Source organism: Bradyrhizobium daqingense (genome assembly GCF_021044685.1).
GTDB classification, from domain to species: domain Bacteria; phylum Pseudomonadota; class Alphaproteobacteria; order Rhizobiales; family Xanthobacteraceae; genus Bradyrhizobium; species Bradyrhizobium daqingense.
On sequence record NZ_CP088014.1, the window covers coordinates 2,611,653 to 2,635,637 of the forward strand.

Annotated in this window: 25 protein-coding genes; 13 read left to right on the forward strand and 12 right to left on the reverse strand. The window is 64.4% G+C overall.

Annotated elements, in window-relative coordinates; all coding sequences use genetic code 11:
* Positions 1–55: 55 nt before the first annotated feature.
* From LPJ38_RS12515 to napE, 6 genes are all read right to left on the reverse strand, one after another.
* Positions 56–1,171, reverse strand: coding sequence for an ATP-dependent DNA helicase (locus LPJ38_RS12515; RefSeq protein ID WP_145642400.1), 1,116 nt, complete (start codon positions 1,169–1,171; stop codon positions 56–58).
* A 258-nt stretch (positions 1,172–1,429) separates the two neighbouring features.
* Complete coding sequence (locus LPJ38_RS12520) at positions 1,430–2,083, reverse strand: NapC/NirT family cytochrome c (RefSeq protein ID WP_145642402.1); 654 nt, start codon at positions 2,081–2,083, stop codon at positions 1,430–1,432.
* On the reverse strand, positions 2,080–2,550 hold the full coding sequence (locus LPJ38_RS12525) for a nitrate reductase cytochrome c-type subunit (protein WP_060737076.1): 471 nt from the start codon (positions 2,548–2,550) through the stop codon (positions 2,080–2,082). Before LPJ38_RS12525 ends, LPJ38_RS12520 begins: the two co-directional genes overlap by 4 nt.
* The gene (napA, locus tag LPJ38_RS12530; protein WP_145642404.1) at positions 2,547–5,060 is read right to left on the reverse strand and encodes a nitrate reductase catalytic subunit NapA; all 2,514 of its coding nucleotides are present in this window, start codon (positions 5,058–5,060) and stop codon (positions 2,547–2,549) included. The genes LPJ38_RS12525 and napA overlap by 4 nt, the downstream gene beginning before the upstream one ends.
* Before the next feature lie 16 nt (positions 5,061–5,076).
* On the reverse strand, positions 5,077–5,391 hold the full coding sequence (locus LPJ38_RS12535) for a chaperone NapD (RefSeq protein ID WP_145642406.1): 315 nt from the start codon (positions 5,389–5,391) through the stop codon (positions 5,077–5,079).
* A gap of 26 nt (positions 5,392–5,417) precedes the next feature.
* Positions 5,418–5,600: a periplasmic nitrate reductase, NapE protein gene (napE, locus tag LPJ38_RS12540; RefSeq protein ID WP_145642408.1), complete on the reverse strand. Its 183-nt coding sequence runs from the start codon at positions 5,598–5,600 to the stop codon at positions 5,418–5,420.
* Between the two features lie 262 nt (positions 5,601–5,862).
* Here napE and LPJ38_RS12545 point away from each other — a divergent pair, with 262 nt between their 5' ends.
* Positions 5,863–7,065 (forward strand): LLM class flavin-dependent oxidoreductase, encoded by a 1,203-nt coding sequence (locus LPJ38_RS12545; RefSeq protein ID WP_167520785.1) that lies wholly within the window; start codon positions 5,863–5,865, stop codon positions 7,063–7,065.
* A gap of 10 nt (positions 7,066–7,075) precedes the next feature.
* Here the strand turns inward: LPJ38_RS12545 and LPJ38_RS12550 are convergent, their stop codons facing one another.
* Together LPJ38_RS12550 and LPJ38_RS12555 are read right to left on the reverse strand one after the other, a co-directional pair.
* Positions 7,076–7,555, reverse strand: a complete 480-nt coding sequence (locus LPJ38_RS12550; RefSeq protein WP_145642412.1) for a DUF2269 family protein — start codon at positions 7,553–7,555, stop codon at positions 7,076–7,078.
* Positions 7,555–8,829, reverse strand: a complete 1,275-nt coding sequence (locus LPJ38_RS12555; RefSeq protein WP_145642414.1) for an SDR family oxidoreductase — start codon at positions 8,827–8,829, stop codon at positions 7,555–7,557. Before LPJ38_RS12555 ends, LPJ38_RS12550 begins: the two co-directional genes overlap by 1 nt.
* Positions 8,830–9,233: 404 nt before the next feature.
* On the opposite strand from LPJ38_RS12555, the gene LPJ38_RS12560 reads away from it, so the two are divergent.
* Together LPJ38_RS12560 and LPJ38_RS12565 are read left to right on the forward strand one after the other, a co-directional pair.
* Complete coding sequence (locus tag LPJ38_RS12560; RefSeq protein WP_145642416.1) at positions 9,234–10,010, forward strand: helix-turn-helix transcriptional regulator; 777 nt, start codon at positions 9,234–9,236, stop codon at positions 10,008–10,010.
* A 160-nt stretch (positions 10,011–10,170) separates the two neighbouring features.
* The gene (locus LPJ38_RS12565) at positions 10,171–10,623 is read left to right on the forward strand and encodes a universal stress protein (RefSeq protein WP_145642419.1); all 453 of its coding nucleotides are present in this window, start codon (positions 10,171–10,173) and stop codon (positions 10,621–10,623) included.
* A gap of 166 nt (positions 10,624–10,789) precedes the next feature.
* Here LPJ38_RS12565 and LPJ38_RS12570 read toward each other — a convergent pair whose 3' ends face one another.
* Positions 10,790–11,413: a Crp/Fnr family transcriptional regulator gene (locus LPJ38_RS12570; RefSeq protein WP_145642421.1), complete on the reverse strand. Its 624-nt coding sequence runs from the start codon at positions 11,411–11,413 to the stop codon at positions 10,790–10,792.
* 322 nt (positions 11,414–11,735) lie between these two features.
* Between LPJ38_RS12570 and LPJ38_RS12575 the strand changes: the two genes are divergently transcribed.
* The 9 genes from LPJ38_RS12575 to LPJ38_RS12615 all read left to right on the forward strand — a co-directional run bounded on the left by LPJ38_RS12575 (position 11,736) and on the right by LPJ38_RS12615 (position 19,902).
* The gene (locus LPJ38_RS12575; RefSeq protein ID WP_167520786.1) at positions 11,736–12,611 is read left to right on the forward strand and encodes a L,D-transpeptidase; all 876 of its coding nucleotides are present in this window, start codon (positions 11,736–11,738) and stop codon (positions 12,609–12,611) included.
* 122 nt (positions 12,612–12,733) lie between these two features.
* Positions 12,734–13,900 (forward strand): cytochrome P450, encoded by a 1,167-nt coding sequence (locus LPJ38_RS12580; RefSeq protein WP_145642426.1) that lies wholly within the window; start codon positions 12,734–12,736, stop codon positions 13,898–13,900.
* A 347-nt stretch (positions 13,901–14,247) separates the two neighbouring features.
* Positions 14,248–15,198, forward strand: a complete 951-nt coding sequence (locus tag LPJ38_RS12585; RefSeq protein ID WP_145642429.1) for a sulfonate ABC transporter substrate-binding protein — start codon at positions 14,248–14,250, stop codon at positions 15,196–15,198.
* 38 nt (positions 15,199–15,236) lie between these two features.
* Positions 15,237–16,190 (forward strand): sulfonate ABC transporter substrate-binding protein, encoded by a 954-nt coding sequence (locus LPJ38_RS12590; RefSeq protein ID WP_145642432.1) that lies wholly within the window; start codon positions 15,237–15,239, stop codon positions 16,188–16,190.
* Between the two features lie 8 nt (positions 16,191–16,198).
* On the forward strand, positions 16,199–17,365 hold the full coding sequence (ssuD, locus tag LPJ38_RS12595) for an FMNH2-dependent alkanesulfonate monooxygenase (protein ID WP_145642434.1): 1,167 nt from the start codon (positions 16,199–16,201) through the stop codon (positions 17,363–17,365).
* A complete protein-coding gene (ssuC, locus tag LPJ38_RS12600) occupies positions 17,362–18,168 on the forward strand; it encodes an aliphatic sulfonate ABC transporter permease SsuC (protein WP_145642436.1) in 807 nt (268 codons plus the stop codon). Before ssuD ends, ssuC begins: the two co-directional genes overlap by 4 nt.
* Positions 18,169–18,188: 20 nt before the next feature.
* Positions 18,189–19,040, forward strand: a complete 852-nt coding sequence (locus LPJ38_RS12605; RefSeq protein WP_145642438.1) for an ATP-binding cassette domain-containing protein — start codon at positions 18,189–18,191, stop codon at positions 19,038–19,040.
* A 32-nt stretch (positions 19,041–19,072) separates the two neighbouring features.
* Positions 19,073–19,654: a flavin reductase family protein gene (locus tag LPJ38_RS12610; protein WP_145642439.1), complete on the forward strand. Its 582-nt coding sequence runs from the start codon at positions 19,073–19,075 to the stop codon at positions 19,652–19,654.
* 89 nt (positions 19,655–19,743) lie between these two features.
* Positions 19,744–19,902, forward strand: a complete 159-nt coding sequence (locus LPJ38_RS12615; protein ID WP_156489411.1) for a hypothetical protein — start codon at positions 19,744–19,746, stop codon at positions 19,900–19,902.
* Positions 19,903–20,040: 138 nt separating this feature from the next.
* Here LPJ38_RS12615 and LPJ38_RS12620 read toward each other — a convergent pair whose 3' ends face one another.
* On the reverse strand, positions 20,041–21,189 hold the full coding sequence (locus LPJ38_RS12620) for a M20 family metallopeptidase (RefSeq protein ID WP_145642441.1): 1,149 nt from the start codon (positions 21,187–21,189) through the stop codon (positions 20,041–20,043).
* A 551-nt stretch (positions 21,190–21,740) separates the two neighbouring features.
* On the opposite strand from LPJ38_RS12620, the gene LPJ38_RS12625 reads away from it, so the two are divergent.
* Positions 21,741–22,073 carry a GYD domain-containing protein gene (locus tag LPJ38_RS12625; protein WP_145642443.1) on the forward strand — a complete coding sequence of 111 codons (333 nt, stop codon included), beginning with the start codon at positions 21,741–21,743 and terminating at the stop codon, positions 22,071–22,073.
* Positions 22,074–22,196: 123 nt separating this feature from the next.
* Here LPJ38_RS12625 and flbD read toward each other — a convergent pair whose 3' ends face one another.
* The gene (flbD, locus tag LPJ38_RS12630; RefSeq protein ID WP_145642444.1) at positions 22,197–23,579 is read right to left on the reverse strand and encodes a sigma-54-dependent transcriptional regulator FlbD; all 1,383 of its coding nucleotides are present in this window, start codon (positions 23,577–23,579) and stop codon (positions 22,197–22,199) included.
* Between the two features lie 53 nt (positions 23,580–23,632).
* Positions 23,633–23,983 (reverse strand): flagellar motor switch protein FliN, encoded by a 351-nt coding sequence (fliN, locus tag LPJ38_RS12635; RefSeq protein WP_145642446.1) that lies wholly within the window; start codon positions 23,981–23,983, stop codon positions 23,633–23,635.
* Positions 23,984–23,985 lie beyond the last annotated feature (2 nt).

Sequence of the window (23,985 nt, forward strand, 5' to 3'; positions counted from 1 at the left end):
GAGAGATGGAGGCCACGGCGCATTGCGCCTTTGCCCACCCTACGGGAGCGGAGTCTTAAACGACAATACTCAACCTCTTCGCCGCGCGCGTAATCCCCGTATACAGCCACCGCGCCCGCGATTCCTGAAACGCGAAGCTCTCGTCGAACAGCACGACGTCGTCCCATTGCGAGCCCTGCGACTTGTGCACGGTGAGCACATAGCCGTAGTCGAACTCGTCGTAAGGTTTCCGCTGCTCCCAGGCGATCTGCTCGATGCCGCCCTCAAAGCAATCGGCGCGGACCGAGACCTTGGTCACCTTGTGGCCGAAATCCTCGTCCGGCGACAGCCGCATCGAGAGGATGCGCGACTTCGAGCGCGCGGTGTTGCGCGACTTCACGCGCCACAGCCCGCCGTTGAACAGGCCCTTCTTGCGGTTGTTGCGCAGGCACACCAGCTTGTCGCCGGCGACCGGAAAGGTGTCCTCGATGTTCTGGCGCTGGCGCACCCGCATGTTGTAGGCACGGCGGGTGTTGTTGCGGCCGACCAGCACCTGGTCGGCGCCCATGACGCGGTCGGGGTCGAGTTCCTTGCGTGAGACCACCTCGCTCTCGCCATAGCGGCCGATGTCCAACTCGCGGCCCTCGCGGACGTCCATCGACATCCGCACGATCGGATCGTCCTGGGCCTGGCGATGCACCTCGGTCAGCATCGCGTCGGGCTCCGAATTGGTGAAGAAGCCGCCGCCCTGGATCGGCGGCAGCTGCGCGGGATCACCGAGCACCAGCAGCGGACAATCGAACGACATCAGGTCGCGCCCGAGTTCGGCGTCGACCATCGAACATTCGTCGATCACGATCAGCTTGGCCTTGGAGGCCGGCGCGTCGTCCCACAATTCGAAGCTCGGCTGCTCCTCGCCGGATTCACGGGCGCGGTAGATCAGGGAGTGGATGGTGGAGGCCTCGTCGCAACCCTTGTTGCGCATGACGAGGGCCGCCTTGCCGGTGAACGCGGCGAACTTCACCTCGCCGTCGACGCCCTCGGCGATGTGCCGCGCCAGCGTGGTCTTGCCCGTGCCGGCAAAGCCGAACAGGCGGAACACCGGCGGCGTGCCGTTCCGGCCGGGTTTTGCCTTGAGCCAGTCGCCGACGGCCTTGAGCGCGGCGTCCTGATGCGGAGTGAAGGTGGCCATGTCTGTCTTGAGGGAAGGGCGAACGAGGCGATTCGCGACCTGCCAAAACTAACCATTCGCTCCGCCGGTTCAAGCGCAGGGAGGCCCCTGTTGTCGGTGGGGCCGCATAGAAGCATTCGCAAGAGGTCGTCATGCCCGGGCTTGTCCCGGGCATCCACGTTCTTTGTGCCGTGAGGAAAGGCGTGGATGGCCGGGACAAGCCCGGCCATGACGTCGTGGAGGTGTTTGGCGCTCAAAATCGTTGCCTCGCCCGCGGCCCTACTGCCAGCCGGGAACGCCGCGCATATCGGGCAGCTGGTGGGCGATGCCCTTGTGGCAATCGATGCAGGTCTTTTCCTTGGTGAACAGGAAGCGCTGGTGCGCCACTGAGGCGCGCGGCGACTGCTTGGTGATGTCCATGGAATCGGCGCTGTGGCAGTTGCGGCATTCCAGGGAATCGTTGGCCTTGAAACGTGCCCATTCATGCGCTGCAAGTTCGAGGCGGTGCTCCTGGAATTTCTCCCTCGTGTCGATCGTGCCGAAGATCTTGCCCCAGACCTCCTTGGAGGCCTGCATCTTGCGCGCGATCTTGTCGGTCCAGTTGTGCGGCACGTGGCAGTCCGGGCAGGTCGCGCGCACGCCGGAGCGGTTCGAGAAGTGGATGGTCGACTTCAGCTCGGCGTAAACGTTGTCCTTCATCTCGTGGCAGCCGGTGCAGAATTTTTCTGTGTTGGTGATTTCCAGCGCGGTGTTGAAGCCGCCCCAGAAGATCACGCCGGCAACGAAGCCGGCCAGCACCAGGGTGCCGAGGGCGAACACCGAGCTTGGCCGGGTCAGCACCTGCCAGAGCTCGAGCAGGAAAGCCCAGCTCCGCGCGATGAAGCCACGCTTGGCCTTCAGCTCTGCGTTGGGCTCGTCAGCAGTCGTCGTCATCTGCGGCCACCCGGACTTGCGCGCGACAGCAGCGTGTCGATGTCGGTGAAATCGTTGCTGACGGGCGGATTGGCGGTGTTCTGCGGCACGTGACATTCCGTGCAGAAGAAGCGCCGCGGCGAGACCGAGCCGAGGAACTGGCCGTCGCGGTCCATGAAATGCGTGATCGAGACCATCGGCGCCTGCGATTCCGCGGTACGCGCCCGCGCGTGGCAGGACAAGCACTTGTTGCCGTTGAGGTCGACCTGATAGCCGTCGATATTGTGCGGGATCACCGGCGGCTGCTCCGGATAATTGCGCACCTCCTTCTCGGAGGTATTGCGGTTCGGCAGCATCGGCGGCGCGGGCCCCTCGTCGTTGAGCGGAGTCGGGCCGCGCAGGCCTGAGCTGACGGTCTGCGCCGTCAGCGAGCTCGTGCCCATAGCGATCGCGATCGCCAGCAGGGCGATACCAAATCGTTTCATCATGACAGGTTCACCCGCTCGATGCGCACGGCGCATTTCTTGAAGTCGGTCTGCAGCGAGATCGGATCGGTGGCGTCGAGCGTCACCTTGTTGATCAGCTTGGATTCGTCGAACCACGGCACGAAGACGAGGCCCTTCGGCGGCCGGTCGCGGCCGCGTGTCTCGACGCGGGCGCGGATGAAGCCGCGGCGGGAGACCACCTTCACCTCATCCCCGCGGCGGAGCTTGGCTTCCTGCGCGTCGTCGGGATGCATGAAGCACACTGCTTCCGGGAAGGCCTTGTAGAGCTCAGGCACGCGGCGCGTCATGGTGCCGGAATGCCAGTGCTCCAGCACGCGGCCGGTCGAGAGCCAGAACGGATAGTCCTTGTCGGGCGATTCAGCCGGCGGCTCGTAGGGCAGGGCGAAGACGCGCGCCTTGCCGTCCGGGAAGCCGTAGAACTGCACGTCGGCGCCCTGCTTGACGTAGGGGTCGCTGCCCTCGCGGAAACGCCACTTCGTTTCCTGCCCGTTGACGACCGGCCAGCGCAGGCCGCGCTCGCGGTGGTAAGTGTCGAATGGCGCGAGGTCGTGGCCGTGGCCGCGCCCGAATTGCGCATATTCCTCGAACAGGCCCTTCTGCACGTAGAAGCCGAACGCCTTCGCTTCGTCGTTGGCGTAGCCGGCCTCGATTTCCGAGGTCGGATACTTGTCGACCTGGCCGTTCCTGTAGAGCACGTCGAACAGCGTCTTGCCGCGCACGTCCGGCTTCTTGGCGATCAGCTCCGCGGGCCACACTTCTTCGATCTTGAAGCGCTTGGAGAATTCCATCAGTTGCCAGAGATCGGACTTGGCTTCACCCGGCGCGGTGACGAGCTGGTGCCAGAACTGCGTGCGACGCTCGGCATTGCCGTACGCGCCTTCCTTCTCCACCCACATCGCGGTCGGCAGGATCAGATCGGCGGCAAGCGCCGTCACCGTCGGATAGGCATCCGAGACCACGATGAAATTGTCGGGGTTGCGGAAACCGGGATAGGTCTCCTCGTTGATGTTAGGACCGGCCTGAAGGTTGTTGTTGACCTGCACCCAATAGGCGTTGATCAGGCCGTCCTTCAGCATCCGGCTTTGCAGCACGGCGTGCGCGCCGTTCTTGTCGGGGATGGTGCCCTCGGGCAGCCGCCAGATGTGCTCGGCGTGATCGCGATGCGCCTTGTTGGTCACGACCATGTCGGCGGGCAGGCGGTGCGAGAACGTGCCGACCTCGCGCGCGGTGCCGCAGGCGGAGGGCTGGCCGGTCAGCGAGAACGGGCTGTTGCCGGGCGAGGAGATCTTCCCGGTCAGAAGATGGATGTTGTAGACGAGGTTGTTGCACCAGACGCCGCGGGTGTGCTGGTTGAAGCCCATGGTCCAGAACGAGACCACTTTTGTCTTGGGATCGGCGTAGAGCTCGGCGAGCGCCGTGAGGCGGTTGAGCGGCACGCCCGACATTTCGGCGGCCTTCTCCAGCGTGTACTCCGACACGAACTTGACGAACTCGTCATAGCTCATGTCGGTGGCGTCGTTGGGCTTCGCCGCACCCGTCGCCGCCTTCTGCAGCGGATGCTCGGGCCGCAGGCCATAACCGATGTCGGTCTGGCCGCGCTTGAATACGGTATGCTTGGCGACGAAGTCCTTGTTGACCCGGCCGGTCCTAATGATGTGGTTGGCGATGGCGTTGAGGATGTAGAGGTCGCTTTGCGGCGCAAACACCATGCCGATGTCGGCGAGATCGAACGAGCGATGCTCGAAGGTCGAGAGCACGGCGACGCGGACGTGGGGCGCGGAGAGCCGGCGGTCGGCGATCCGCGTCCACAGAATGGGATGCATCTCCGCCATGTTGGAGCCCCACAGCACGAACGCGTCGGTCGCCTCGATGTCATCATAGCAGCCGGACGGCTCGTCGATGCCGAAAGTGCGCATCATGCCGGCCACGGCCGAAGCCATGCAGTGCCGCGCATTTGGGTCGATGTTGTTGGTGCGGAAGCCGGCCTTGAACAGCTTGGAGGCGGCATAGCCCTCCCAGATCGTCCACTGGCCGGAGCCGAACATGGCGACGCCGTTCGGGCCGCGCTTCCTCATCGCCTCCTTCCACTTCAGCTCCATGATGTCGAAGGCTTCGGTCCAGGACACGGGCGTGAACTCGCCGTTCTTGTCGTATTTGCCGCCGGTCTTGCGCAGCATCGGCTGGATCAGGCGGTCATGGCCGTACATGATCTTGGAGAGGAAGTAGCCCTTGACGCAGTTGAGGCCGCGATTGACCTCGGCCTTGATGTCGCCATGGGTGGCGACGACGCGATTGTCTTTGGTCGCGACCATCACCGAGCAGCCGGTGCCGCAGAAGCGGCAGGCGGCCTTGTCCCACTTCATCTCGCTGTTGTTGCGCTCCGTGACGAGATTGGCGGCGAGCGCCGGAGCCGGCATGCCCGCGGCGGCGGCCGCGATGGCGGCGGCCTCGAGCTTGAGCATCTGGCGGCGGTCGAGCTTGGGCGATGACATGACGGCTCTTCCTGACTTAGGCGGTTTCGATGGCATGGAAGACGAGCGCTGCCGAATAGACGTTCGGCAGCGACTGGACGGTGTTGAGCAGGGTGCCGAGGCTGCCGCTATCTGGCGCTTCGGTGACGACGACGAGCTTGCCGCGCGGATCGCGGCCGTGGATCTCGCAGCCCGGCAGCGCAGTGATCTCAGCTTCCAACTCTACGAGACGCTCGGGGCGCGCCTGGACGATGATACTGGCGATCTCGGCGCCAGGCGGCGCGATGATGCGATCGGCGCTGAGCACGCGGCCGGTGATCAAGGCGCGGCGATTGAGTGCGGCGTGAGCCATGATGCCTGTCTTTCGCTGATAAGGAATCAATGCGGGAGTGGCGGGCCAGGCGGGCCGGCAAACATCTGGTAGATCCAGACGCCGAGCCCATAAGAGCCGACGGTTCCAACCGCGAGCACGGGCATCACGACCGCGGTGAGGAACAAGAAGGCGAAGATCTCCATGCGCTTGCGGCGCACGCGCGAAGTCGTGTCGTCAGGGGCCGACATGTTCGGTCTCTCTGAAATGGTACTGGGAATCGGGACGGCATCCGGGCCGTTGCCTTGCCGCACTTTAGATCCGTTCGAGCCGCCAACGCGTTGATCTGGATCAACCAGTCGCGTTGGCAGGCCCCCGTAGTGCTCGTCGGAATCGGGCTTTCATGCCACGCGCGGCGGAAGCGATCTGCCGCGCGACGGAATTGCGTTTGCGTAGACAGCGCCGGCTCACGCACTAAGATGTTCTTAACAACAAGTGCGGGAGAGCGACGCCATGAAGTTCGGCATCTTCTATGAGCTGCAATTGCCGCGGCCCTGGGTGGCCGGTGACGAGCTCGCCCTCTACCAGAACGCGCTGTCGCAGATGGAGCTTGCCGACAAGCTCGGCTACGACCATGCCTGGGTCGTCGAGCATCATTTCCTCGAAGAATACTCGCACTCGCCTTCGCCGGAATCCTTCCTCGCTGCGGCGAGCCAGCGCACGAAGAATATCCGGCTCGGCCACGGCATCCTGCAGCTCACCACCAATCATCCGGCGCGCGTCGCCGAGCGCGTCGCGGTGCTGGATCTGCTCAGCAACGGCCGCTGCGAATTCGGCATGGGCGAGAGCGCCTCGATCACCGAGCTCACCCCGTTCGGCCGCGACATGGAGACCAAGAAGGAGGTGTTCGAGGAGGCCGTCGCCGCGATCTTCCCGATGTTCAAGGATGCCGGAAGCGAGCATCACGGCAAGTATTTCGATATCCCCCTGCGCAACGTCGTGCCGAAGCCGGTGCAGAAGCCGCATCCGCCGCTGTGGATGGCCTGCTCGCAGCTGCCGACCATCGAGCGTGCCGGCCGCCATGGCTTTGGCGCGCTCGGCTTCCAGTTCGTCAGCGCCGATGCCGCGCACGCCTGGGTGCACGCTTATTACAACGCCATGACCAAGCGGCTCCGCAAGCTCGCCGATTACCAGATCAATCCGAACATGGCGCTGGTCTCGTTCTTCATGTGCGCCAAGACGGATGAAGAGGCGCGCGCCCGCGCCGACGGCGCTACCTTCTTTCAGTTCGCGCTGCGCTTCTATGGCGCCTCACAGAACCGCCAGCGTCCCGCGCCCTACACCGTCAACATGTGGGACGAGTACAACAAGTGGAAGCGCGACAACCCTGAGGCCCAGGAGGCGGCGCTACGCGGCGGCCTGATCGGCTCGCCGGAGACGATCCGAAAGAAGCTGAAGCGCTTCCAGTCCTCGCATATCGACCAGGTCATCCTGCTCAACCAGGCCGGCAAGAACAGCCACGAGCACATCTGCGAATCGCTCGAGCTGTTCGGCCGCGAGGTGATGCCGGAATTCCAGAACGACCCGGCACAGACCGCCTGGAAGCAGGGCGTCATGAGCGGCGAGATCGAGCTGGAGGAGATCGATACCGAAGCCTTCACCGATCGTTACGGCAAGCTCGCGATCAATGTGGCGCCAGTGAAGGTGGCAGGATAGAAGTCCGAACCTAATCCCAGTATGGAATGGCCGGACGGGCGATCATCAGCCAGAAGATCATCAGCACGGCCGCGAACGCCGGAAAGCCGAAGGCGAACCACCATCGGAAGAGTTGGTGATACCGGGCGGGCAATTTGGTGTTGGTCGCAACCGCTGCGACGGCGAGATCGCGCATCTGCATCTGCATCCAGACCACCGGCAGCCAGAAGGCGCCGGTCACGAGATACAGTGCGATGGATGCCGCCACCCAGCCGTCGCCGAGGGAATAACCGCTCGACCAGGCCAGCCATGTTCCGGTGATCGGCTGCAGGATCACGGCACTCGCCGTGAACAGGAAGTCGGCCAGCACAACCGTCCGCGCAACGCCGGCGATCTCGCGCGGGTCGCCGCGCAGATGCGCCACCAGCATGAAGAAGGCGATGCCGGCCCCGGTGCCGAGCAGCACTGCGGCACCGATGATGTGCGCCATCTTAACCAGGAGATAGGGCATCAGCGATCCTCCCGGATCGCCATGGCAACCAGGTTGAGCATGATCACCGGCCAGATCTTCAGCATCGGCCCCAGCGGATCAGCCCACAGCCGCGGCACCAGGGCCGTGCCGATCACGGCATAGGTGAGCGAGATGATCAATGCTGCCCACAGGCCGTAGCGGCTTAGAGGCCGGTAAAGGATGGCGAGGCCGATGGCGATGTCGGCGAGCGCGCCTGCGGTGACGACGAGCGCCGCGACGTTCCCTTGCAGCCCGCCCTCCCGCAGCAACGACATGCCGATATTCCAGCCCGCGGTCAGCGAGATGATGCCTGTCGCGATCCAGAACGCGCCGAAGACGCCGAAGATCAGCGGCTTGAGCGCATAGAGCTGTGCGAACCAGCGCTCCTGCACCGAGGCAGGCTCGCGTGCGAGGGCCGCTTCGAGATCGCGCGCTGTCACGCCGGTCATTTGCCGCCAGGGCTCGGGGTCGCCGGTTGCGCCGCGCCGCATTTCCGCCTGTGCCGTCGCGTTGATGGGTGTTCGCCATCCCAGCATCTGCGCAACGTCGCCCGCGCGGTACGCGATCGAAGCCGCCCAGGACGGCAGCTGCAGGCGGTAAGCCGGCCTCCAGCGCAGCCAGGCGCGAAACAGCGCGGCCGCGTCGCTGAAGGCGATCCGCCGCGGACCGGCGAGATCAAGCGCGACCCGCGAAGGGGCGCCGGGTTGCAGGAAGAACAGCACCGTTTCGACGACGTCGTCGAGATGCACCGGCTGGATCGCCGCCGTGTCGGGCATCACCGGCATCACCGGCAGTGTCGCCAGCCCGCGCAGCAGTGCGCTGCCGCCATAGGCCGGCCGGCCCACCACGACGGAAGGCCGCAGCACGACCCAGTCGAGCTCCCGCGCCATCAAGGCGGCTTCGCCCGCGCGCTTGGTGCGGGAGAACGCGCTGAGTGCATCGACATTGCTGCCGATCGCCGAGAACAGGATGACCCGGCGGACGCCCGCGCTTTCGCAGGCCGCATAGAGCGCCGCGCTGCCGGCGACATGGACGCCTTGCATATCCTGTCCCTGCAACGCACCCGCCGCATTGATCACGGCATCGACGCCGGTGAGGAGGCCCTTCCATTTCGACGCATCGGTGGTCCGGGCGACGTCGAGCGTGACATGGCGGGGATCGTGCGGCGCCGCGGGATGGCGCGACACCAGGACGCAGTCATGCCCTTCGGCGGACAGCCTGGCGTGGATCGCCGATCCGATAAGTCCTGTAGCCCCGACGAGAAGGATGCGCATTGACTGATCCTTCGATGGCAGCTTGGGCAGACATGACGATACGGACAACAAAACAACGCAGACGCAATCGTTCCTCGGGATGGAACAGGAGGCGCGTTTCTTGGCACAGGTGATGGCCGCGAACGGTGCACGCACAGATGCAACGCGAAAAGTCTCAAATGATAGCGCCCGCTCCCCAATCGTGTGATTGAGGTGAGACATCACACCGGAGAGTGGGCGGTCGGATCAGCCTCATCTCGGAAGACCGTGAAGGAATCGTCTGGAAGGCGAGGCGCGGCGCGCAAACCGCCCATGATGGCCCATGCGATTGCCTTCGGCCGGGGCGATGGGCCTCATGCTACGTCTTCCGGCGAAATCCCGTTGCTGCTATCCTTTCGCAAAAGAACGTTTTTCGGAGGAACACGATGCGACCCCACGGGAAAGCCCTCGATCCGCCGGCTGGCGACATCGCGTCCGCGGTGCTCGCGATCGGCCGCTCCGATTTCCCAGATGTCCTGATCGACACGCTGCGCCGGCACGCCGATGTCGGCCATTGCATGGTGTTTGCGCTGTCGCGCGCCGGTGCCACACGCTGCCTGCTCGATGCCGGCAACATCCCGATCGGAGGCGACCTCGGCGCCGCTTATGCCGGCCAGTTCCACGAATCCGATCCGAACCGCGATGCGCTGTTCGAAGGCAAGGGCAATGCGCCGATCATGCTGCCGTCCTTCGCGCCGCGCATGTACGGCGCACGCTATCGGAAGATCTTCTTCCAGGATTCCGGCATCGTCGACAAATGCGCGACCGCGATCTGGACTGAGGACACCTGCTTCTACGTCAACTTCTATCGCATCGCCGCGCAGGGCCGCTTCAGCGACGCACAGCGCGAGCGGCTGGGGACGATCGCACCGGCGATCGCGGCGAGTGTCGCGCGCCACTTCCAGGAAAAGCCGGCGCCCGATCTCGCGACGCTGTTCGCAACGCGCGCGCCGCTGGCATCGCTGACGCCGCGCGAGCAGGAGGTCTGCCGCCGCATCCTCGCAGGTTTCAGCTCGGAGGCGATCTCGCAAGAACTCGGCATCAGCCTGCATTCGACGCTGACCTACCGCAAGCGCGCCTATGAGCGGCTCGGCATCTCCTCGCAGAGCGAATTGTTCGGAATCGTGCTGCGGCTGTTGGCGGGGCCGCACGGCCTGAACTGAGGCACCCTAAGTCCGCGGTATCTGCACTCCGAGAGCAAGGCGGATGTGTGATCCTGTCGGAGCTGTCGCCCTGTCTGACGCGCATCCCTGAGGAGTGGACCGCCGCTGCACAGCGGGTATGATTGGTTTGCTGACGGTTCAACCAAAAAGGGAGAGCGTGATGTACGCCAATATTCTCTTGAGCACGGATGGATCAGAGCTCGCGAACAAGGGCGTGAAGCATGGCATTGCCCTGGCAAAGGCCGTTGGCGCCAGAGCGACAATCATCACCGTCACTGAAGGGATGTACATCGACTATGGGAGCGGACACGCCGGAGGGTACATTCCTACGCAAGAGGAAATGGATCGATTCAATACCGCTCAGAGAGAAGGCGCGAGCAAAGTTCTCCATGAGGCTCGAACTGTCGCGGAGCAGTCCGGTGTATCTGCTGAACTGTTGCACGTTCCAGACGCTCATCCAGCCACCGCGATCGTCGAAGCTGCCAAGTCCAGAGGGTGCGATTTGATCGTGATGTCGTCTCACGGGCGACGCGGACTCAAGAGGCTCTTTCTGGGAAGTCAGACATCTGAGGTCTTGGCTAACGGAAGCGTGCCGGTGCTGGTGGTGGTGTAGTCAAACAGGCAGCGGATCGGCCTGGTCATCTCTGTCCCCCTTAACTGACCTGCGGCCAGCAAGAGCTCGGCATCAGCCTGCATTCGAAAGCGGACATGCAATCAGTCCGCTGAGCCGCCGCGTTGTGACCCGCTGCGGATTAAAGAAGGCGATCCGATCCAAGATCTCAGTCCGAGTGGGCGCCGGCGCCGATCGGGGGAAGCCGGGAGGCATTCTGCGTCATTCGAGTAGCCGTCAGTCGCAGGAAGTACAACGATAAGCCAGGATTGCGCTCGCACAGCTTTTTCAATGCTGCGTCGCTGATGCAAAGCAAATCCACATTGGTTGCTGCAACTGCGGTCTGCGTGCGTCTTCTTTCTAAAGAGAACAATCCAATTTCACCGAAGAGATCACCTGCCGAGAGTCGTTGGTCAATCTCCGGAAGCCCAACTTCGCCCGATGCGACCATATAAAGCAAATCGGCATGCTGGCCCTTTCTGAAGATCGTCTCCCCTGCCTTGAAATGCTTTGGCCACATGAATGGCTGCATCCACAATGGTGAAAGATCGGTGGCCGCCGCGAGCTTCGCTTTCCGAAGCAAGATCATCATGCGAACGAGCAATACAATGTTCAAAGGAAGCAGCACGACGTGCAGAACAAGAACAGGGTACAGCCCGGCCCCGAAACCGTAGCTGATGAACGCGAAGTTGCTGCAAATTGCCACCGCACGCAGGCTCAACATGGTGCTCATGCAGAACGTGAGCAGGACAAGAGCCGATGCCAAATAACCGATAGCCTCAATCAAGGTCATGTTATTACCCGACCGGAGCAATCAATATCAGAAGGAATGCTGCTAGAATCGCTTGCGATATCGGGCAGAAATGAGGCTGGCGAACAGCTTCGAGGGTCTGCTCCCGAGTTTCACCAAATCACTCTGAACGCCGGCATCTGAGCCCGTGCAAACCTCAGCTCAGAGCGCCGCGAGGGTTCGCTTACTGCAGGTGACCCGAACAAGCGGAGCGTGTCCTCTCCGCGTTAACCATCGCTGACGGTTCCCTTCCGAGCGACATCGCTTCGAAGTTTCTTAAATTTTGCTGGGTACCTCTCTTGGGCATGGTGACCTGGGAGAGAGCATGAGCAAGCGTGCCAAGCGTGGAAAGGCGGAGCCGTTCGCCCTGTCGATGGCCGCGCGAGTTGGAATTGGCGCGGTGGCCGTCGCCGCTTTGGGATACGGTTTGTTGTCTCGCCCTTGGAGCGCGCAACCGGTGCGCAAGCCGTCCGCGCAGGAAGCCCGGGCCTCGTCGAGCCCGGTTTACGTGGCACCTCCGGTCCATGCATCCGCGTCGGCTCCCACGTCGGCTCCGGCTCCGATCCCGGCCCCGGCGCCGCTGGCCGAGCCACCAAAGGCAGATGCCGACGCTCCCGGGGCATTGGTTCGGCAGGTGGTCGACTATGCCAGCCGCCAGACGCCGGGCACTGTGATCATCGATACCGGAAACACATTCCTCTATTTCGTCCTGAACGATAGGCAGGCGATACGCTACGGCATCGGTGTCGGCCGCGAAGGTTTCACATGGTCCGGCGAGCAGACCGTGGCCCGCAAAGCCGAATGGCCGGATTGGCATCCGCCGACCGAGATGATCGGGCGTCAGCCTTATCTGCCGCGGTTCATGGCAGGCGGCCCCGGCAATCCGCTCGGCGCGCGCGCGATGTATCTGGGCGAAACCGAATATCGCATTCACGGCACCAACAAGCCCGATACGATCGGCAAGCGGGTGTCGTCCGGCTGCATCCGGCTGACCAATGACGACGTCACGGACCTCTATGAACGGGTGAAGGTCGGCGCAAAGGTGATCGTGCTTCCGGCAAATGCTGCGCGCCGCCCTTCCCAGGGAGCGCCGGCCGACGCCGCTTCCCGATCGCCGGCCCCGACTTCGCCCTCGAACCGGCCCTTGGCAGCCAACGCGCAGATGGTGTCTCCCGAGCCGAGGATCGCCGAGGCCCGGTAACGGCAGTCCTCGGTTGCCGGTCTGCGTTCCAATTCTGGCCGTCCCTATCGCTGGGGACAGACGCCGGCGGCGGAGTCCGCTAGTCTCCCTGAAGCACATGAGAAATTGGGGAGACACCGCCTTTGAGCACGGCGCCGCGCATCGACATCGACCCGGCCGCGTTCTGGGCCGATCCGTATCCGATGCTCGCGACCATGCGCAAGGAGGCGCCGATCGCTTTCGTGCCGCAGCTCGGCTCGACGCTGCTGACGAGCCGCGATGACATCTCGATCTCCGAGAAGCAGATCGACGTGTTCTCCTCGCACCAGCCCGCAGGCCTGATGAACCGGCTGATGGGTCACAACATGATGCGCAAGGACGGCGAGGCTCATCAGGTCGAGCGCCGCGCCATGTTCCCGACGGTGTCGCCGAAGACGGTGAAGGCGCACTGGACCGCGCAGTTCCAGGCTCATGCCGACCGCATCATCGATGCAATCGAGCCCGGCCGGATCGATTTCATGCGCGACTTCGCGCTGCCGTTCTCTGGCGAATGCCTGAAGTCGATCACCGGCCTCACCAATATCGGCTTTCAGGACATGGATGCGTGGTCGCAAGGCATGATCGAGGGCATTGCCAATTATGGCGGTGACCCCGCGGTCGAGGCGCGCTGTCATACGGCGACCTCAGGCATTGATGCTGCGATCGACGATATCTTGCCGGTGAAGCGCAAGAATCCCGACCAGAGCATCCTCGGCGTGCTGCTTTCCTCGGGCATGCCGATGGAAAGCGTGCGCGCAAATGTCAAGCTTGCGATATCAGGCGGCCAGAACGAGCCGCGCAAGGCGATCGCCGGCACGGTCTGGGCGCTGCTCACCCATCCCGACCAGCTCGCTCTTATCAGGCGCGGTGAGGTGTCCTGGCTCCAGGCCTTCGAAGAATATGCCCGCTGGATCTCGCCGATCGGCATGTCGCCGCGGCGCATCGCAAAGCCCTGGACCATCCGCGACGTGTCGTTCGAGCTCGACGAGCGCGTGTTCCTGATGTTCGGCTCCGCCAACCGCGACGAGAAGCACTTTGAACGCCCCGACGCGTTCGACGTGCGACGCGACACTTCCAAGAGCGTTGCCTTCGGCGCCGGCCCGCATTTCTGCGCCGGCGCCTGGGCTTCGCGTGCCATGATCGCGGATGTCGCGCTGCCCACAGTGTTTGCCCGCGCCGGGGAGCTCGAGATCGCCGATGACGAGGAGGTGCGGATCGGCGGCTGGGCCTTCCGTGGGCTGCAGAATTTGCCTGTGAAGTGGCGGCACTAGCCGGCGAGCGGTCTCCACCCGTCCGCGGCATGATGACATTCTGCCCCTGTTTTGCCCGACGGGTCAAAGCGAAATTCGTGAAATGCGAAACTCGTTTAAGAACAAGACCTTGGCTACTGTGCATGGGGTTGTTTTCGCAGTTCGGCTTGAGTGGCGCGTTTGTCACATTCGCGTGCGGAAAAAATTCGCGCTGCATCAGCTGCGCCCCTTGAAATATTAGTCATGCCCTCTGCCTCGCGCGCAGTGCGCGCATCGCTATTTTTCCGCATGTCTCGACACGTCCGCTGACCCGCACCATCATTCCCTGATCGCAGGGGACAACGGCCGCGCACGGCCGGGAGTGTGGAATGCAGCGTCGCGACTTTCTGAAGCTCTCTGTTGGAACCGCGGCTACCGCTGCGTTCGCTTCGCGCGCCAATGCGCAGAGCACACCGAAGGAAATTCGTATCGGCTACCAGAAGACCGGCGTGCTGGTCATCACGCGTCAGCAGGCCGCGCTGGAAAAACATTTCACGCCCCTCGGCATCGACGTGAAATGGATCGAGTTCTCCTCGGGGCCGCCGATGATGGAGGCGATGAATGTCGGCAGCGTCGATTTCGGCGCGGTCGGCGACTCCCCGCCGGTGTTCGCCCAGGCCGCGGGCGCCGCCATCGTCTATGCCGCCGGCCAGCCTATCACCAACGGTCAGGGCATCCTGGTTCCGAAGGATTCACAGGTCCGCACCATCGCCGACCTCAAGGGCAAGCGCATCGGCTTCACCAAGGGCTCCAGCGCGCACAACATCGTCGTGCAAACGCTGGAGGAGGCGGGTCTGACCTATGCCGACATCACGCCGGTCTATCTGACACCGCCGGACGCCGGCCCCGCCTTTGCCAACGGCAGCATCGAGGCCTGGGCGATCTGGGACCCGTATTTCGCGATCGGCGAGACCAAGCAGAACGGCCGCATCCTGATCAATTCGCGCGAGGTCACCAAGACGAACTCCTTCTACATCGCCAATCGCGAGTTCGCGAGAAACCATGGGGCCGTCCTGCAGCAGATCGTCGACGTGACGACGGCGGCAGGCAAATGGGCCGAGCAGCACCGCGACGAGGTCGCCAAATCGCTCGCCGCGATCACCGGCGTCCCATTGGACATCCAGGCCGTCGCCGCCAATCGCGCAAACTTCGTGGTTGGCCCCGTTACCGACGAGATCGTCGCGACCCAGCAGGGCGTCGCCGACCGCTTCTACAAGCTCGGCCTGATCCCGAAGCCGATCGTCATCCGCGACATCGTCTGGCGCAACCCGGCAGCCTGACCGTGCCGACCACTCTTCCCACGCACAAGGGTTTGAACATGAGGCGTATCATCCAGCGTCTGATCGCGGCCATCATGCTGTCGGTCGGCATCGTCGCCGCCGCCGTCGGTACCTCCTACGGCCAGGACAAGGTCGTCCGCATCGGCTACCAGAAATACGGCAAGCTGGTGCTGCTCAAGAGCAAGGGCACGCTGGAGCCGAAGCTCGCCGCCGACGGCTACAAGGTGGTGTGGACAGAATTCCCGTCGGGCCCGCCGCTGCTCGAGGCGCTCAATGTCGGCGCGATCGATTTCGGCAACACCGGCGAAGCCCCGCCGATCTTCGCGCAGGCTGCCGGCGCGCCGATCCAATATGTCGCCTATGAGCCGCCGGCGCCGAAGGGCGAGGCGATCCTGGTGCCGAAGGACAGCCCGCTGAAATCCGTCGCAGACCTCAAAGGCAAGAAGGTCGCGCTCAACAAGGGATCCAACGTCCATTACCTCCTGGTCAAGGCGCTGGAGAAAGCCGGCGTCAAGTATAACGAGATCGAACCGGTGTTCCTGGCGCCCGCCGATGCCCGCGCCGCGTTCGAGCGTGGCGCAGTCGATGCCTGGGTGATCTGGGATCCGTTCCAGGCCGCGGCAGAAGCGGCCACCGGCGCGCGCACGCTCGCCGACGGCACCGGCATCGTCGCCAATTACCAGTTCTACTTCTCCTCGAAGAAATTCCTCGACGCCAATCCGAAGATCGTCGACGCCGTGCTCGCCGAGCTCAGCGCGGTCGACGATTGGGCCAAGGGCGACATCCATGCGGTGGCCCAGCAACTGGCGCCGGCGATCGGCCTGTCGGTCCCCGTCGTCGAGGTCGCCTTGAAGCGGCAGTCCTACGGCATCAAGCCGATCACCGATGCGGTCATCGCCGACCAGCAGCAGGTGGCCGACGCGTTCTTCGCGCTGGGCCTCATCCCCAAATCCATCAAGATCTCCGACGTCGCTCGGAAGTCAGGATCGTGAGCACGACCATGAGCAAGCAACCCAGCCCCAACATCCTCTGGTTTCTGCCGACCCACGGCGACGGCCGCTATCTCGGCACCGGTATCGGCGGCCGCGAGGTCAACTTCAACTATCTGCGCCAGATCGCGCAGGCCGCAGACCAGCTCGGCTATTTCGGCGTCCTGCTGCCGACCGGGCGTTCCTGCGAGGATTCCTGGATCGTCGCGTCCTCGGTCGCGCCGTTCACCGAGCGGCTGCGCTATCTCGTCGCCGTCCGCCCCGGCCTGCAATCCCCGAGCGTGGCGGCGCGCATGACCGCGACGCTGGATCGCATCTCGAATGGTCGGCTTCTCGTCAACGTCGTCACCGGCGGCGATCCCGTCGAGAACAAGGGCGACGGGATATTCCTCGGTCATGACGAGCGCTACGAGGTCACCCGTGAGTTCCTGGGCGTCTATAGCGATCTGCTCGCCGGCAAGACGGTGAACGCAGAGGGCAAGCACATCCATGTCGAGGGCAGCAAGCTCTTGTTTCCGCCGGTGCAGTCGCCGCGCCCACCGCTGTATTTCGGTGGCTCGTCCGATGCCGGCATCGACGTCGCGGTCGACACCGTCGATAAATACCTCACCTGGGGCGAGCCGCCGGCGCTGGTCGCCGAGAAGATCGCCAAGGTGAGGGAGGTCGCCGCAGCGCGTGGGCGAAAGCTCTCCTTCGGCATCCGTCTTCACGTCATCGTCCGCGAAACCAATGAGGCGGCCTGGCGCGATGCGAACGAGCTGATCAAGCATGTCAGCGACGACACCATTGCGCTGGCGCAGAAGAATTTTGCCCGCATGGACTCCGTCGGCCAGCAGCGCATGGCGCAGCTTCACGGCGGCAAGCGCGACAGGCTCGAGATCGCACCGAACCTGTGGGCCGGCGTCGGCCTCGTGCGCGGCGGAGCCGGCACCGCGCTGGTCGGCGACGCCGAGACCGTCGCGGCCCGCATCAGGGAGTATCAGGATCTCGGCATCGATACGTTCATCATGTCGGGCTATCCGCATCTGGAGGAGGCCTATCGCTTCGCCGAGCTGGTGTTCCCGCTGCTTGCGCTGGAGCAGCCGAGCAACGTCACCAAGCTGCATTTCAACGGCGGTCCGTTCGGCGAGACGGTCGGCAGCGACTTCCGTCCGCAGCATCGGGTGTCGCAGTCATGAGCCTGATCGATAGCATCTCGCTTCCGCGCAGCGTCCGCCTGCCGCGCGTCGACGGCCTGATCCAGTGGATCGTGCCGCTCGCCATCATCGCGATCTGGCAGGTTGCGAGCGTCACCGGCTTCGTGCCGACCCGCGTGCTGCCGGCGCCGAGCGACGTCGTGCTCGCGGGCTGGAAGCTGCTGCTCTCCGGCGAGCTCGTCCGCAACATCTGGGTCTCGTTCTGGCGGGCCTCGATCGGCTTCCTGATCGGCGGCAGCATCGGCTTTGCCTTCGGGCTTGCCAACGGCCTGTCGCAGCTTTCGGCCAAGCTCACCGACACCACGCTGCAGATGGTGCGTAACGTGCCGCATCTGGCGCTGATCCCGCTGGTGATCCTGTGGTTCGGCATCGACGAGAGCGCAAAGCTGTTCCTGGTGGCGCTCGGCGTGTTCTTCCCAGTCTACCTCAACACGCTGCACGGCATCCGCACCGTCGATCCGCAACTGATCGAGATGGGCCGCATCTACGGCATGACCGATGGCGAACTGTTCCGACGGGTGATCTTCCCGGGCGCGCTGCCCTCGATCTTCGTCGGCATCCGCTTCGCGCTCGGCATCATGTGGCTGACCCTGATCGTCGCGGAGACCATCGCGGCATCCTCGGGCCTCGGCTACATGGCGATGCAGGCGCGCGAGTTCATGCTGATCGACGTCGTCGTGCTCTCGATCCTGATCTACGCCCTGCTCGGCAAGCTCGCCGACAGCGCCTCCCGCGTGCTGGAGCGCCTGACGCTCTCCTGGCATCCCGCCTTCCAGAAACGTTGAGCATAAATACTGGGAATCACATGCAGACAGCGCTTCGTACCTCCCTTCCCGAGTCCGAGCTCGCCAGCCGCGCCAGTTTCGCGCCGCACGCCCGTGTCGTGCGCGAGGAGCGCCCGGCGCAGAACAGCGGCCTCCCGCTCAGCATCCGGGGCTTGCGCAAATCCTACGGCAGCAACGAGGTGCTGCGCGGCATCGACCTGCACATCCCGGCCGGCCAGTTCGTCGCTATCGTGGGAAAAAGCGGTTGCGGCAAGAGCACGCTGCTGCGTCTGATCGCGGGACTGGAAAAAGTCGATGCCGGCAGCATCAGCTTCGGCCAAGACATGCAACCAAAAGACATCCAGCCCGAGGACATTCGCGTGATGTTCCAGGAGCCGCGGCTGTTGCCCTGGGCGCGAGTGCTCGCCAATGTCGAGGTCGGCCTCGGCCGCGAGCGCGCCTCCACCGATGCGCAGGCCCGCGCCGAGAAGGCGCTGAGCGAGGTCGGTCTGACCGACAAGCGCGACCAATGGCCCTCGGTGTTGTCGGGCGGCCAGAAGCAGCGCGTCGCGCTCGGCCGCGCGCTGGTCTCCCGCCCGCGCGTGCTCGCCTTCGACGAGCCGCTCGGCGCGCTGGACGCGCTGACCCGGATCTCAATGCAGCGTCTTCTGGAGCGCGTCTGGCGCGGCCAGGGCTTCACCGCGATCCTGGTCACCCACGACGTCGCCGAGGCGGTTGCGCTGGCCGACCGCGTGCTCGTGATCGAGGAGGGCCATATCGCCCATGACGTCACGGTTAACGTGGCCCGGCCCCGCCAGCGTGGGTCGGCCGAGCTGGCCGGCCTCGAAGGCTCGATCCTGAGCCACCTGTTGTCGACGGACGATCGTACCTAAATAGAGGGAACCCCGGTCCGGGGAGCAACACCATGAATGTAGTCCCCCGCGATCTCATGACCGAAATCCCCGTCTCGTCCGCCGATTTCCGCGGCGCCATGCGTCATCTCACCGGCGGTGTCAGCGTCATCACCGCCGGGCGCGGCAGGGACATTACCGGCATGACGGTCACGTCCGTGACCTCGCTGTCGGTGGAGCCGCCGACGCTGCTAGTCAGCATCAACAGGGATGCCTCGTCGTTTCCGTTGATCCGCCGCTACGGCGCCTTCGGCGTGAACATCCTCAACGCCGACCAGCTCGATGTGGCCGAGCGCTTTGCGGGGAAGGGCGGCTTGAAGGGCGCCGACCGTTTTGCAGGCAGCCAGTGGGTGACATCCGTCTCCGGCGTTCCGCTGCTGATCGGCGCCTTGTCCGCCGTCGATTGCGAGGTCGAGGAGATCGTCGAGCGTCACTCGCATGGCATCGTCATCGGCCGCGTCCGGGACATCAGGAGCTCGCCGCGCACCGCCGCGCTGGCCTATTGGCACGGCCAGTATGTGGCGGTCGACCAGGACGAGGACGCGGTCAGGCTCGCCAACGTCAGTGTTCCCACGCGCAGCCGCCGCGGCGCTTGACCGCCGTGCCCTGACGCCGAGGCTGGTCTTTTCGACACCATCGCTCTAGAAACGCCCCAAGCCTTCCCGCTGGAAGGCGCGGGAGCCGAATGATGAAGCGCGTTGCGACCTGGGCCTTCTACGCCATCGGCGCGCTCGCGATCGCCTATCTCGCGCTCTACGCCTATGCGATGTTCTCGGGATCGCCGATCGTGCCGGGCGACCCCATCCACATCTTCCGCAAGCCCGACGCGCCGAGTTATTCGTAGGTCAGCCCGCGCGTCGCCGATGTGCCGGCTCTCAGAGCTCGTCATGGCCGGGCTTGACCCGGCCATCCACGTGCATCGGCGATCTGGGAGAGACGTGGATGCCCGGGTCAAGCCCGGCCATGACGAGGGAGTGTGGGCCTACCCCCTCAAGATCGCCAGCGCCAGCGCCTGTGCGCGGGGCACGATGCTGTCGACCTCGAGATATTCCTCCGGCGTGTGCGCGAGCCCGCCGACCGGGCCGAGGCCGCAGATGGTCGGCGTGCCCACCGCGGCGGTGAAGCCGGAGTCGGCGCAGCCGCCGGAGAACTCGCCCTGCAGCGTGGTGAGGCCCGCATCTCTCGCGGCGGCCTGGTAGGTCTCGAACAGCGCCTTCGAATCCGCGCTCTGCACCACCGGCACGAACTCGCCCTTGATCGACAGCGTCGCGCTGGTGCCCGGCACGTAGGACGTCGTGACGATCGTCTCGATCGCAGCCATGATCCGCGCACGATCCGCCGGATCGACATAGCGCAGGTCGATCTGGCCTTCGGCGTAAGGCGCCGTGGTGTTGACGGACTGCCCGCCCGAGACCAGCCCGACATTGAGGGTGATGCCCTTGTCGAGATCGGTCAGCCCGTGGATCTGCACGATCTTGTGCGCGAGCTCGCCGATCGCGCTGACGCCGGCGGCGAAATTGGCGCCCGAATGCGCGGCCTTGCCGGTGATGGCCATGTGCATGAAGATGCCGCCCTTGCGCCCGGTGACGACGTTGCCGGTGGGGCGGCCCGGCTCGGAATTGAACACGGCGCGGGCGCTACGTCCCTCGCGCTCGATCACGGGCCGCGAAGACGGCGAGCCGATTTCCTCGTCCGATGTGATCAGCAGCTTGATGGGATGCGGATGGCCGCCGAATTTGTGGAAGGCGGTGGCCACGAACACGTTCATGACGAGGCCCGACTTCATGTCGGAGACCCCCGGCCCGTAGGCGCGCCCGTCCCGGATCGTGAACGGACGTCGCCCGGCCTCGCCCTTGCCGAACACGGTATCGCGATGTCCCATCAACAGCACCGGCTTCTCGTTGCTGCCGGGCTTTGCGACTTCGGCATGGATCGCGTCGCCGAACGTGCCGTGGCTTTCGCGCCGGCACGGAATGCCGTGCTCGGCAAAATGCTGCTCGAACCGCGCACCGACCGCATCGACGCCTTCCTTGTCATAGGAGCCGGAATCAATGTTCACGACATCGCGGAGCAGATTGATCATTGCCTGCCGCTGCGACGCCAGCCAGTCCGTGATTTGAGCTTCCGACATGTTTTATCCCCACGTGGTCCTGACGCGGGTTATATGGCCTTGCGCAGACGCGACCTAGTCGCCGAATGCGATGCGGCCATGTGTTCGGTCGCGTAGCCCGAAGCGATGACTGGGGGGGCGTGTCGGGACCGTCCCGCATGTCGCTTCGCATTGTCGCGCCCTTGGTCGAGAATTATGGGACCACGGTCGGAACGTAGGCGCCCGGTATCGTCAGGGGCCGCTAAGTTTCCGCAGCGGTGCTACCGTCATTTGTACGAAGCGCGATGATCTTTGTCGCGGCCTTCTTCCCCTGGGTCGATGCCGGCGACCTTGGACATTCCGTTGGCAATCGGCACAACAGTCGCGATCGAGATGGGTAGGCTTGGCTTACCGTTCGCGCAGGATGCGGCGTCAGTTATAATCTGGGCAGGCTGCCAGTAGGACGTGCCGAAGTCCGTGACTGAGTTTTCAAGGCAGCTCGCGTGCCGTCGGCAGGCCCTGCCTTGCTCTCGCTCAGAGAGCTCTTTCCAAAGCGACATTTGTCATCGTTCAAACATCGACGGAGAGAAAACATGCCGCTGTTCATCTCATACGTCTCATACTCAAATTCCGGCATCAAGGGATTGGTCGACAAACCGTCCGATCGCAGCGCGGTCATCGGACCGATGATCGAAAAAGCCGGCGGAAAGCTCCAGGGAGCGTTCATGACAACAGGCGCACATGACGCGCTCATCGTTGCGGAGTTCCCCGATGGAGCCGATGCTGTCGCCCTCGGAATGGCGGCCGCGGCGAGCGGGGCTATCGCCAAGATTGAGACCGTACGCGCCTGGAAGATGGGTGAATTCAAGAGTGTTGCGGAAAAGGCTGCGAAGCTTACAAGCGTCTACGTTCCGCCTGGCAAGTAGCTTGTCTGAGCGTGGCGCCGCCATGAGGCGAGACACTTGGTGGCGGTGGCCGGGCTCGTCCCGGCCACTCGCACGCTTCATGTGAATGCCTGGGTGGCTTGACGAGATCGAAGAGCTGTTTGCTCATCCCATGGCCGGCATGCGCGGATATTCGCCGGGTGCGCCCGCCGGCGTGATCGGGATGCCGCCGTCGGCATATTCGTTGAGCTTGTTGCGCAGCGTGCGGATCGAGATCCCCAGGATGTTGGCGGCGTGGGTGCGGTTGCCGAGGCAGTGCTTCAGCGTCTCCAGGATCAGGTCGCGCTCGACGTCGGCGACGGTGCGCCCCACCAGCGCGCGCGTCACCTGCTCGGCGGCCATGGTCGCATGTGCCACCGCCGGAGGCGTCTTGGCGAGGTCGAGGCGGTCGCCGTCCGGCGTGATGATCGCGTCGGCACCGATCTCGTCGCCCTGCGCCATCAGCACCGCGCGATGCATGGTGTTCTCGAGCTCGCGAACATTGCCCTGCCAGCGGTTGGTGGAGAGCACGCGGCGCGCTTCCGTCGAGATCGGGCGCAGCGGCACGCCGTTGGCCTCGGCATATTTCTTCACGAAATGCTGGGCCAGCTCGAGGATGTCGGCAGGACGCTCGCGCAGCGGCGGGATCTTCAGGTTCACGACGTTGAGGCGGAACAGCAGATCCTCGCGGAACGTGCCTTCGCGCACGGCCTCGGCGAGGTTGCGGTTCGAGGTTGCGATGATGCGGATGTCCACGGCTACAGGCTTGGTGCCGCCGACGCGATCGATCACGCGCTCCTGGATGGCGCGTAGGAGCTTGGATTGCAGGCGGACATCCATCTCCGAGATTTCGTCGAGCAGCAGCGTGCCGCCGGTCGCCTCCTCGAACTTGCCGATACGGCGGGCAACCGCGCCGGTGAAGGCGCCCTTCTCGTGGCCGAACAGCTCGGATTCCAGCAGATGCTCGGGGATCGCGGCGCAATTGATCGAGATGAATGGACGCTTGGCGCGTGACGAGCGGGTGTGGACGTAGCGCGCCAGCACTTCCTTGCCGGTGCCAGATTCGCCGGTGATCATCACCGAGGCGTCGGAGCCCGCAATCTGCTGGGCGAGCTTAATCACGCGCGCCATGGCGTCGTCGCGATAGACCAGCTCGCGGGAATCGTTGGCGACGGCGGCCAGCACCGCGGCAATCAGCTCCGGCTCCGGCGGCAGCGGGATGTATTCCTTGGCGCCGGCATGGATCGCGGCGACCGCGGCGCGGGCGTCGTTGGTGATGCCGCAGGCGACGATCGGAGCGTGGATGTGCTCGGCCTCCAGCCGCATCACGAGGTCGCGGATGTCGAGCGCGACGTCGACCAGCAGGAGGTCGGCGCCCTTGCCGCCGCGCAGGACGCGCATGGCCTGCTCGTGATCCTCGGCATGGGTCACGGTGGCGCCATTCTCCATCGCGATCTTGGTGGCGGTGGTGAGCTGGCCCTTCAATGTGCCAACGATGAGAAGCCGCATGTCAGTCTCCTGTCCGTCTGTTCGCGCTGCCGCGCGTCATTCGCGTGTATTGGCTAGCCGCGTTCGGTCTTGATGATTTCGGTCATGGTCACGCCGAGCTTGTCTTCGACCAGCACCACCTCGCCGCGGGCGACGAGACGGTTGTTGACGTAGATGTCGATGGCCTCGCCGACGCGCCGGTCGAGCTCGAGCACGGTGCCGGGCCCAAGCTTCAACAGCTCGCCCACGTCCATCTTGGAGCGGCCGAGCACGGCAGAGACCTGCACCGGCACGTCGAACACGGCTTCGAGGTCGGCCGCGACGCGCGCCGCGTATTCGTCTTCGGTATAGCCGACGTCGGTGCCGGCGGGCGGCATCGGGCCGTTGAGATCGGGCAGCGGGACCTGTCCGTCGGTGTCGCTCATGG

Bases quoted from the DNA above. Each gene is read 5' to 3' on its own strand.
- LPJ38_RS12585 (WP_145642429.1), top strand. From the start codon at position 14,248: ATGCAGCGTCGCGACTTTCTGAAGCTCTCTGTTGGAACCGCGGCTACC.
- LPJ38_RS12625 (WP_145642443.1), top strand. From the start codon at position 21,741: ATGCCGCTGTTCATCTCATACGTCTCATACTCAAATTCCGGCATCAAG.
- LPJ38_RS12610 (WP_145642439.1), top strand. From the start codon at position 19,073: ATGAATGTAGTCCCCCGCGATCTCATGACCGAAATCCCCGTCTCGTCC.
- napE (WP_145642408.1), bottom strand. From the start codon at position 5,600: ATGTCGGCCCCTGACGACACGACTTCGCGCGTGCGCCGCAAGCGCATG.
- LPJ38_RS12615 (WP_156489411.1), top strand. From the start codon at position 19,744: ATGATGAAGCGCGTTGCGACCTGGGCCTTCTACGCCATCGGCGCGCTC.
- fliN (WP_145642446.1), bottom strand. From the start codon at position 23,983: ATGAGCGACACCGACGGACAGGTCCCGCTGCCCGATCTCAACGGCCCG.
- LPJ38_RS12565 (WP_145642419.1), top strand. From the start codon at position 10,171: ATGTACGCCAATATTCTCTTGAGCACGGATGGATCAGAGCTCGCGAAC.
- LPJ38_RS12545 (WP_167520785.1), top strand. From the start codon at position 5,863: ATGAAGTTCGGCATCTTCTATGAGCTGCAATTGCCGCGGCCCTGGGTG.
- ssuD (WP_145642434.1), top strand. From the start codon at position 16,199: ATGAGCAAGCAACCCAGCCCCAACATCCTCTGGTTTCTGCCGACCCAC.
- LPJ38_RS12525 (WP_060737076.1), bottom strand. From the start codon at position 2,550: ATGATGAAACGATTTGGTATCGCCCTGCTGGCGATCGCGATCGCTATG.
- LPJ38_RS12535 (WP_145642406.1), bottom strand. From the start codon at position 5,391: ATGGCTCACGCCGCACTCAATCGCCGCGCCTTGATCACCGGCCGCGTG.
- LPJ38_RS12570 (WP_145642421.1), bottom strand. From the start codon at position 11,413: ATGACCTTGATTGAGGCTATCGGTTATTTGGCATCGGCTCTTGTCCTG.
- flbD (WP_145642444.1), bottom strand. From the start codon at position 23,579: ATGCGGCTTCTCATCGTTGGCACATTGAAGGGCCAGCTCACCACCGCC.
- LPJ38_RS12605 (WP_145642438.1), top strand. From the start codon at position 18,189: ATGCAGACAGCGCTTCGTACCTCCCTTCCCGAGTCCGAGCTCGCCAGC.
- ssuC (WP_145642436.1), top strand. From the start codon at position 17,362: ATGAGCCTGATCGATAGCATCTCGCTTCCGCGCAGCGTCCGCCTGCCG.
- LPJ38_RS12620 (WP_145642441.1), bottom strand. From the start codon at position 21,189: ATGTCGGAAGCTCAAATCACGGACTGGCTGGCGTCGCAGCGGCAGGCA.
- napA (WP_145642404.1), bottom strand. From the start codon at position 5,060: ATGTCATCGCCCAAGCTCGACCGCCGCCAGATGCTCAAGCTCGAGGCC.
- LPJ38_RS12575 (WP_167520786.1), top strand. From the start codon at position 11,736: ATGAGCAAGCGTGCCAAGCGTGGAAAGGCGGAGCCGTTCGCCCTGTCG.
- LPJ38_RS12550 (WP_145642412.1), bottom strand. From the start codon at position 7,555: ATGCCCTATCTCCTGGTTAAGATGGCGCACATCATCGGTGCCGCAGTG.
- LPJ38_RS12555 (WP_145642414.1), bottom strand. From the start codon at position 8,829: ATGCGCATCCTTCTCGTCGGGGCTACAGGACTTATCGGATCGGCGATC.
- LPJ38_RS12560 (WP_145642416.1), top strand. From the start codon at position 9,234: ATGCGACCCCACGGGAAAGCCCTCGATCCGCCGGCTGGCGACATCGCG.
- LPJ38_RS12590 (WP_145642432.1), top strand. From the start codon at position 15,237: ATGAGGCGTATCATCCAGCGTCTGATCGCGGCCATCATGCTGTCGGTC.
- LPJ38_RS12515 (WP_145642400.1), bottom strand. From the start codon at position 1,171: ATGGCCACCTTCACTCCGCATCAGGACGCCGCGCTCAAGGCCGTCGGC.
- LPJ38_RS12520 (WP_145642402.1), bottom strand. From the start codon at position 2,083: ATGACGACGACTGCTGACGAGCCCAACGCAGAGCTGAAGGCCAAGCGT.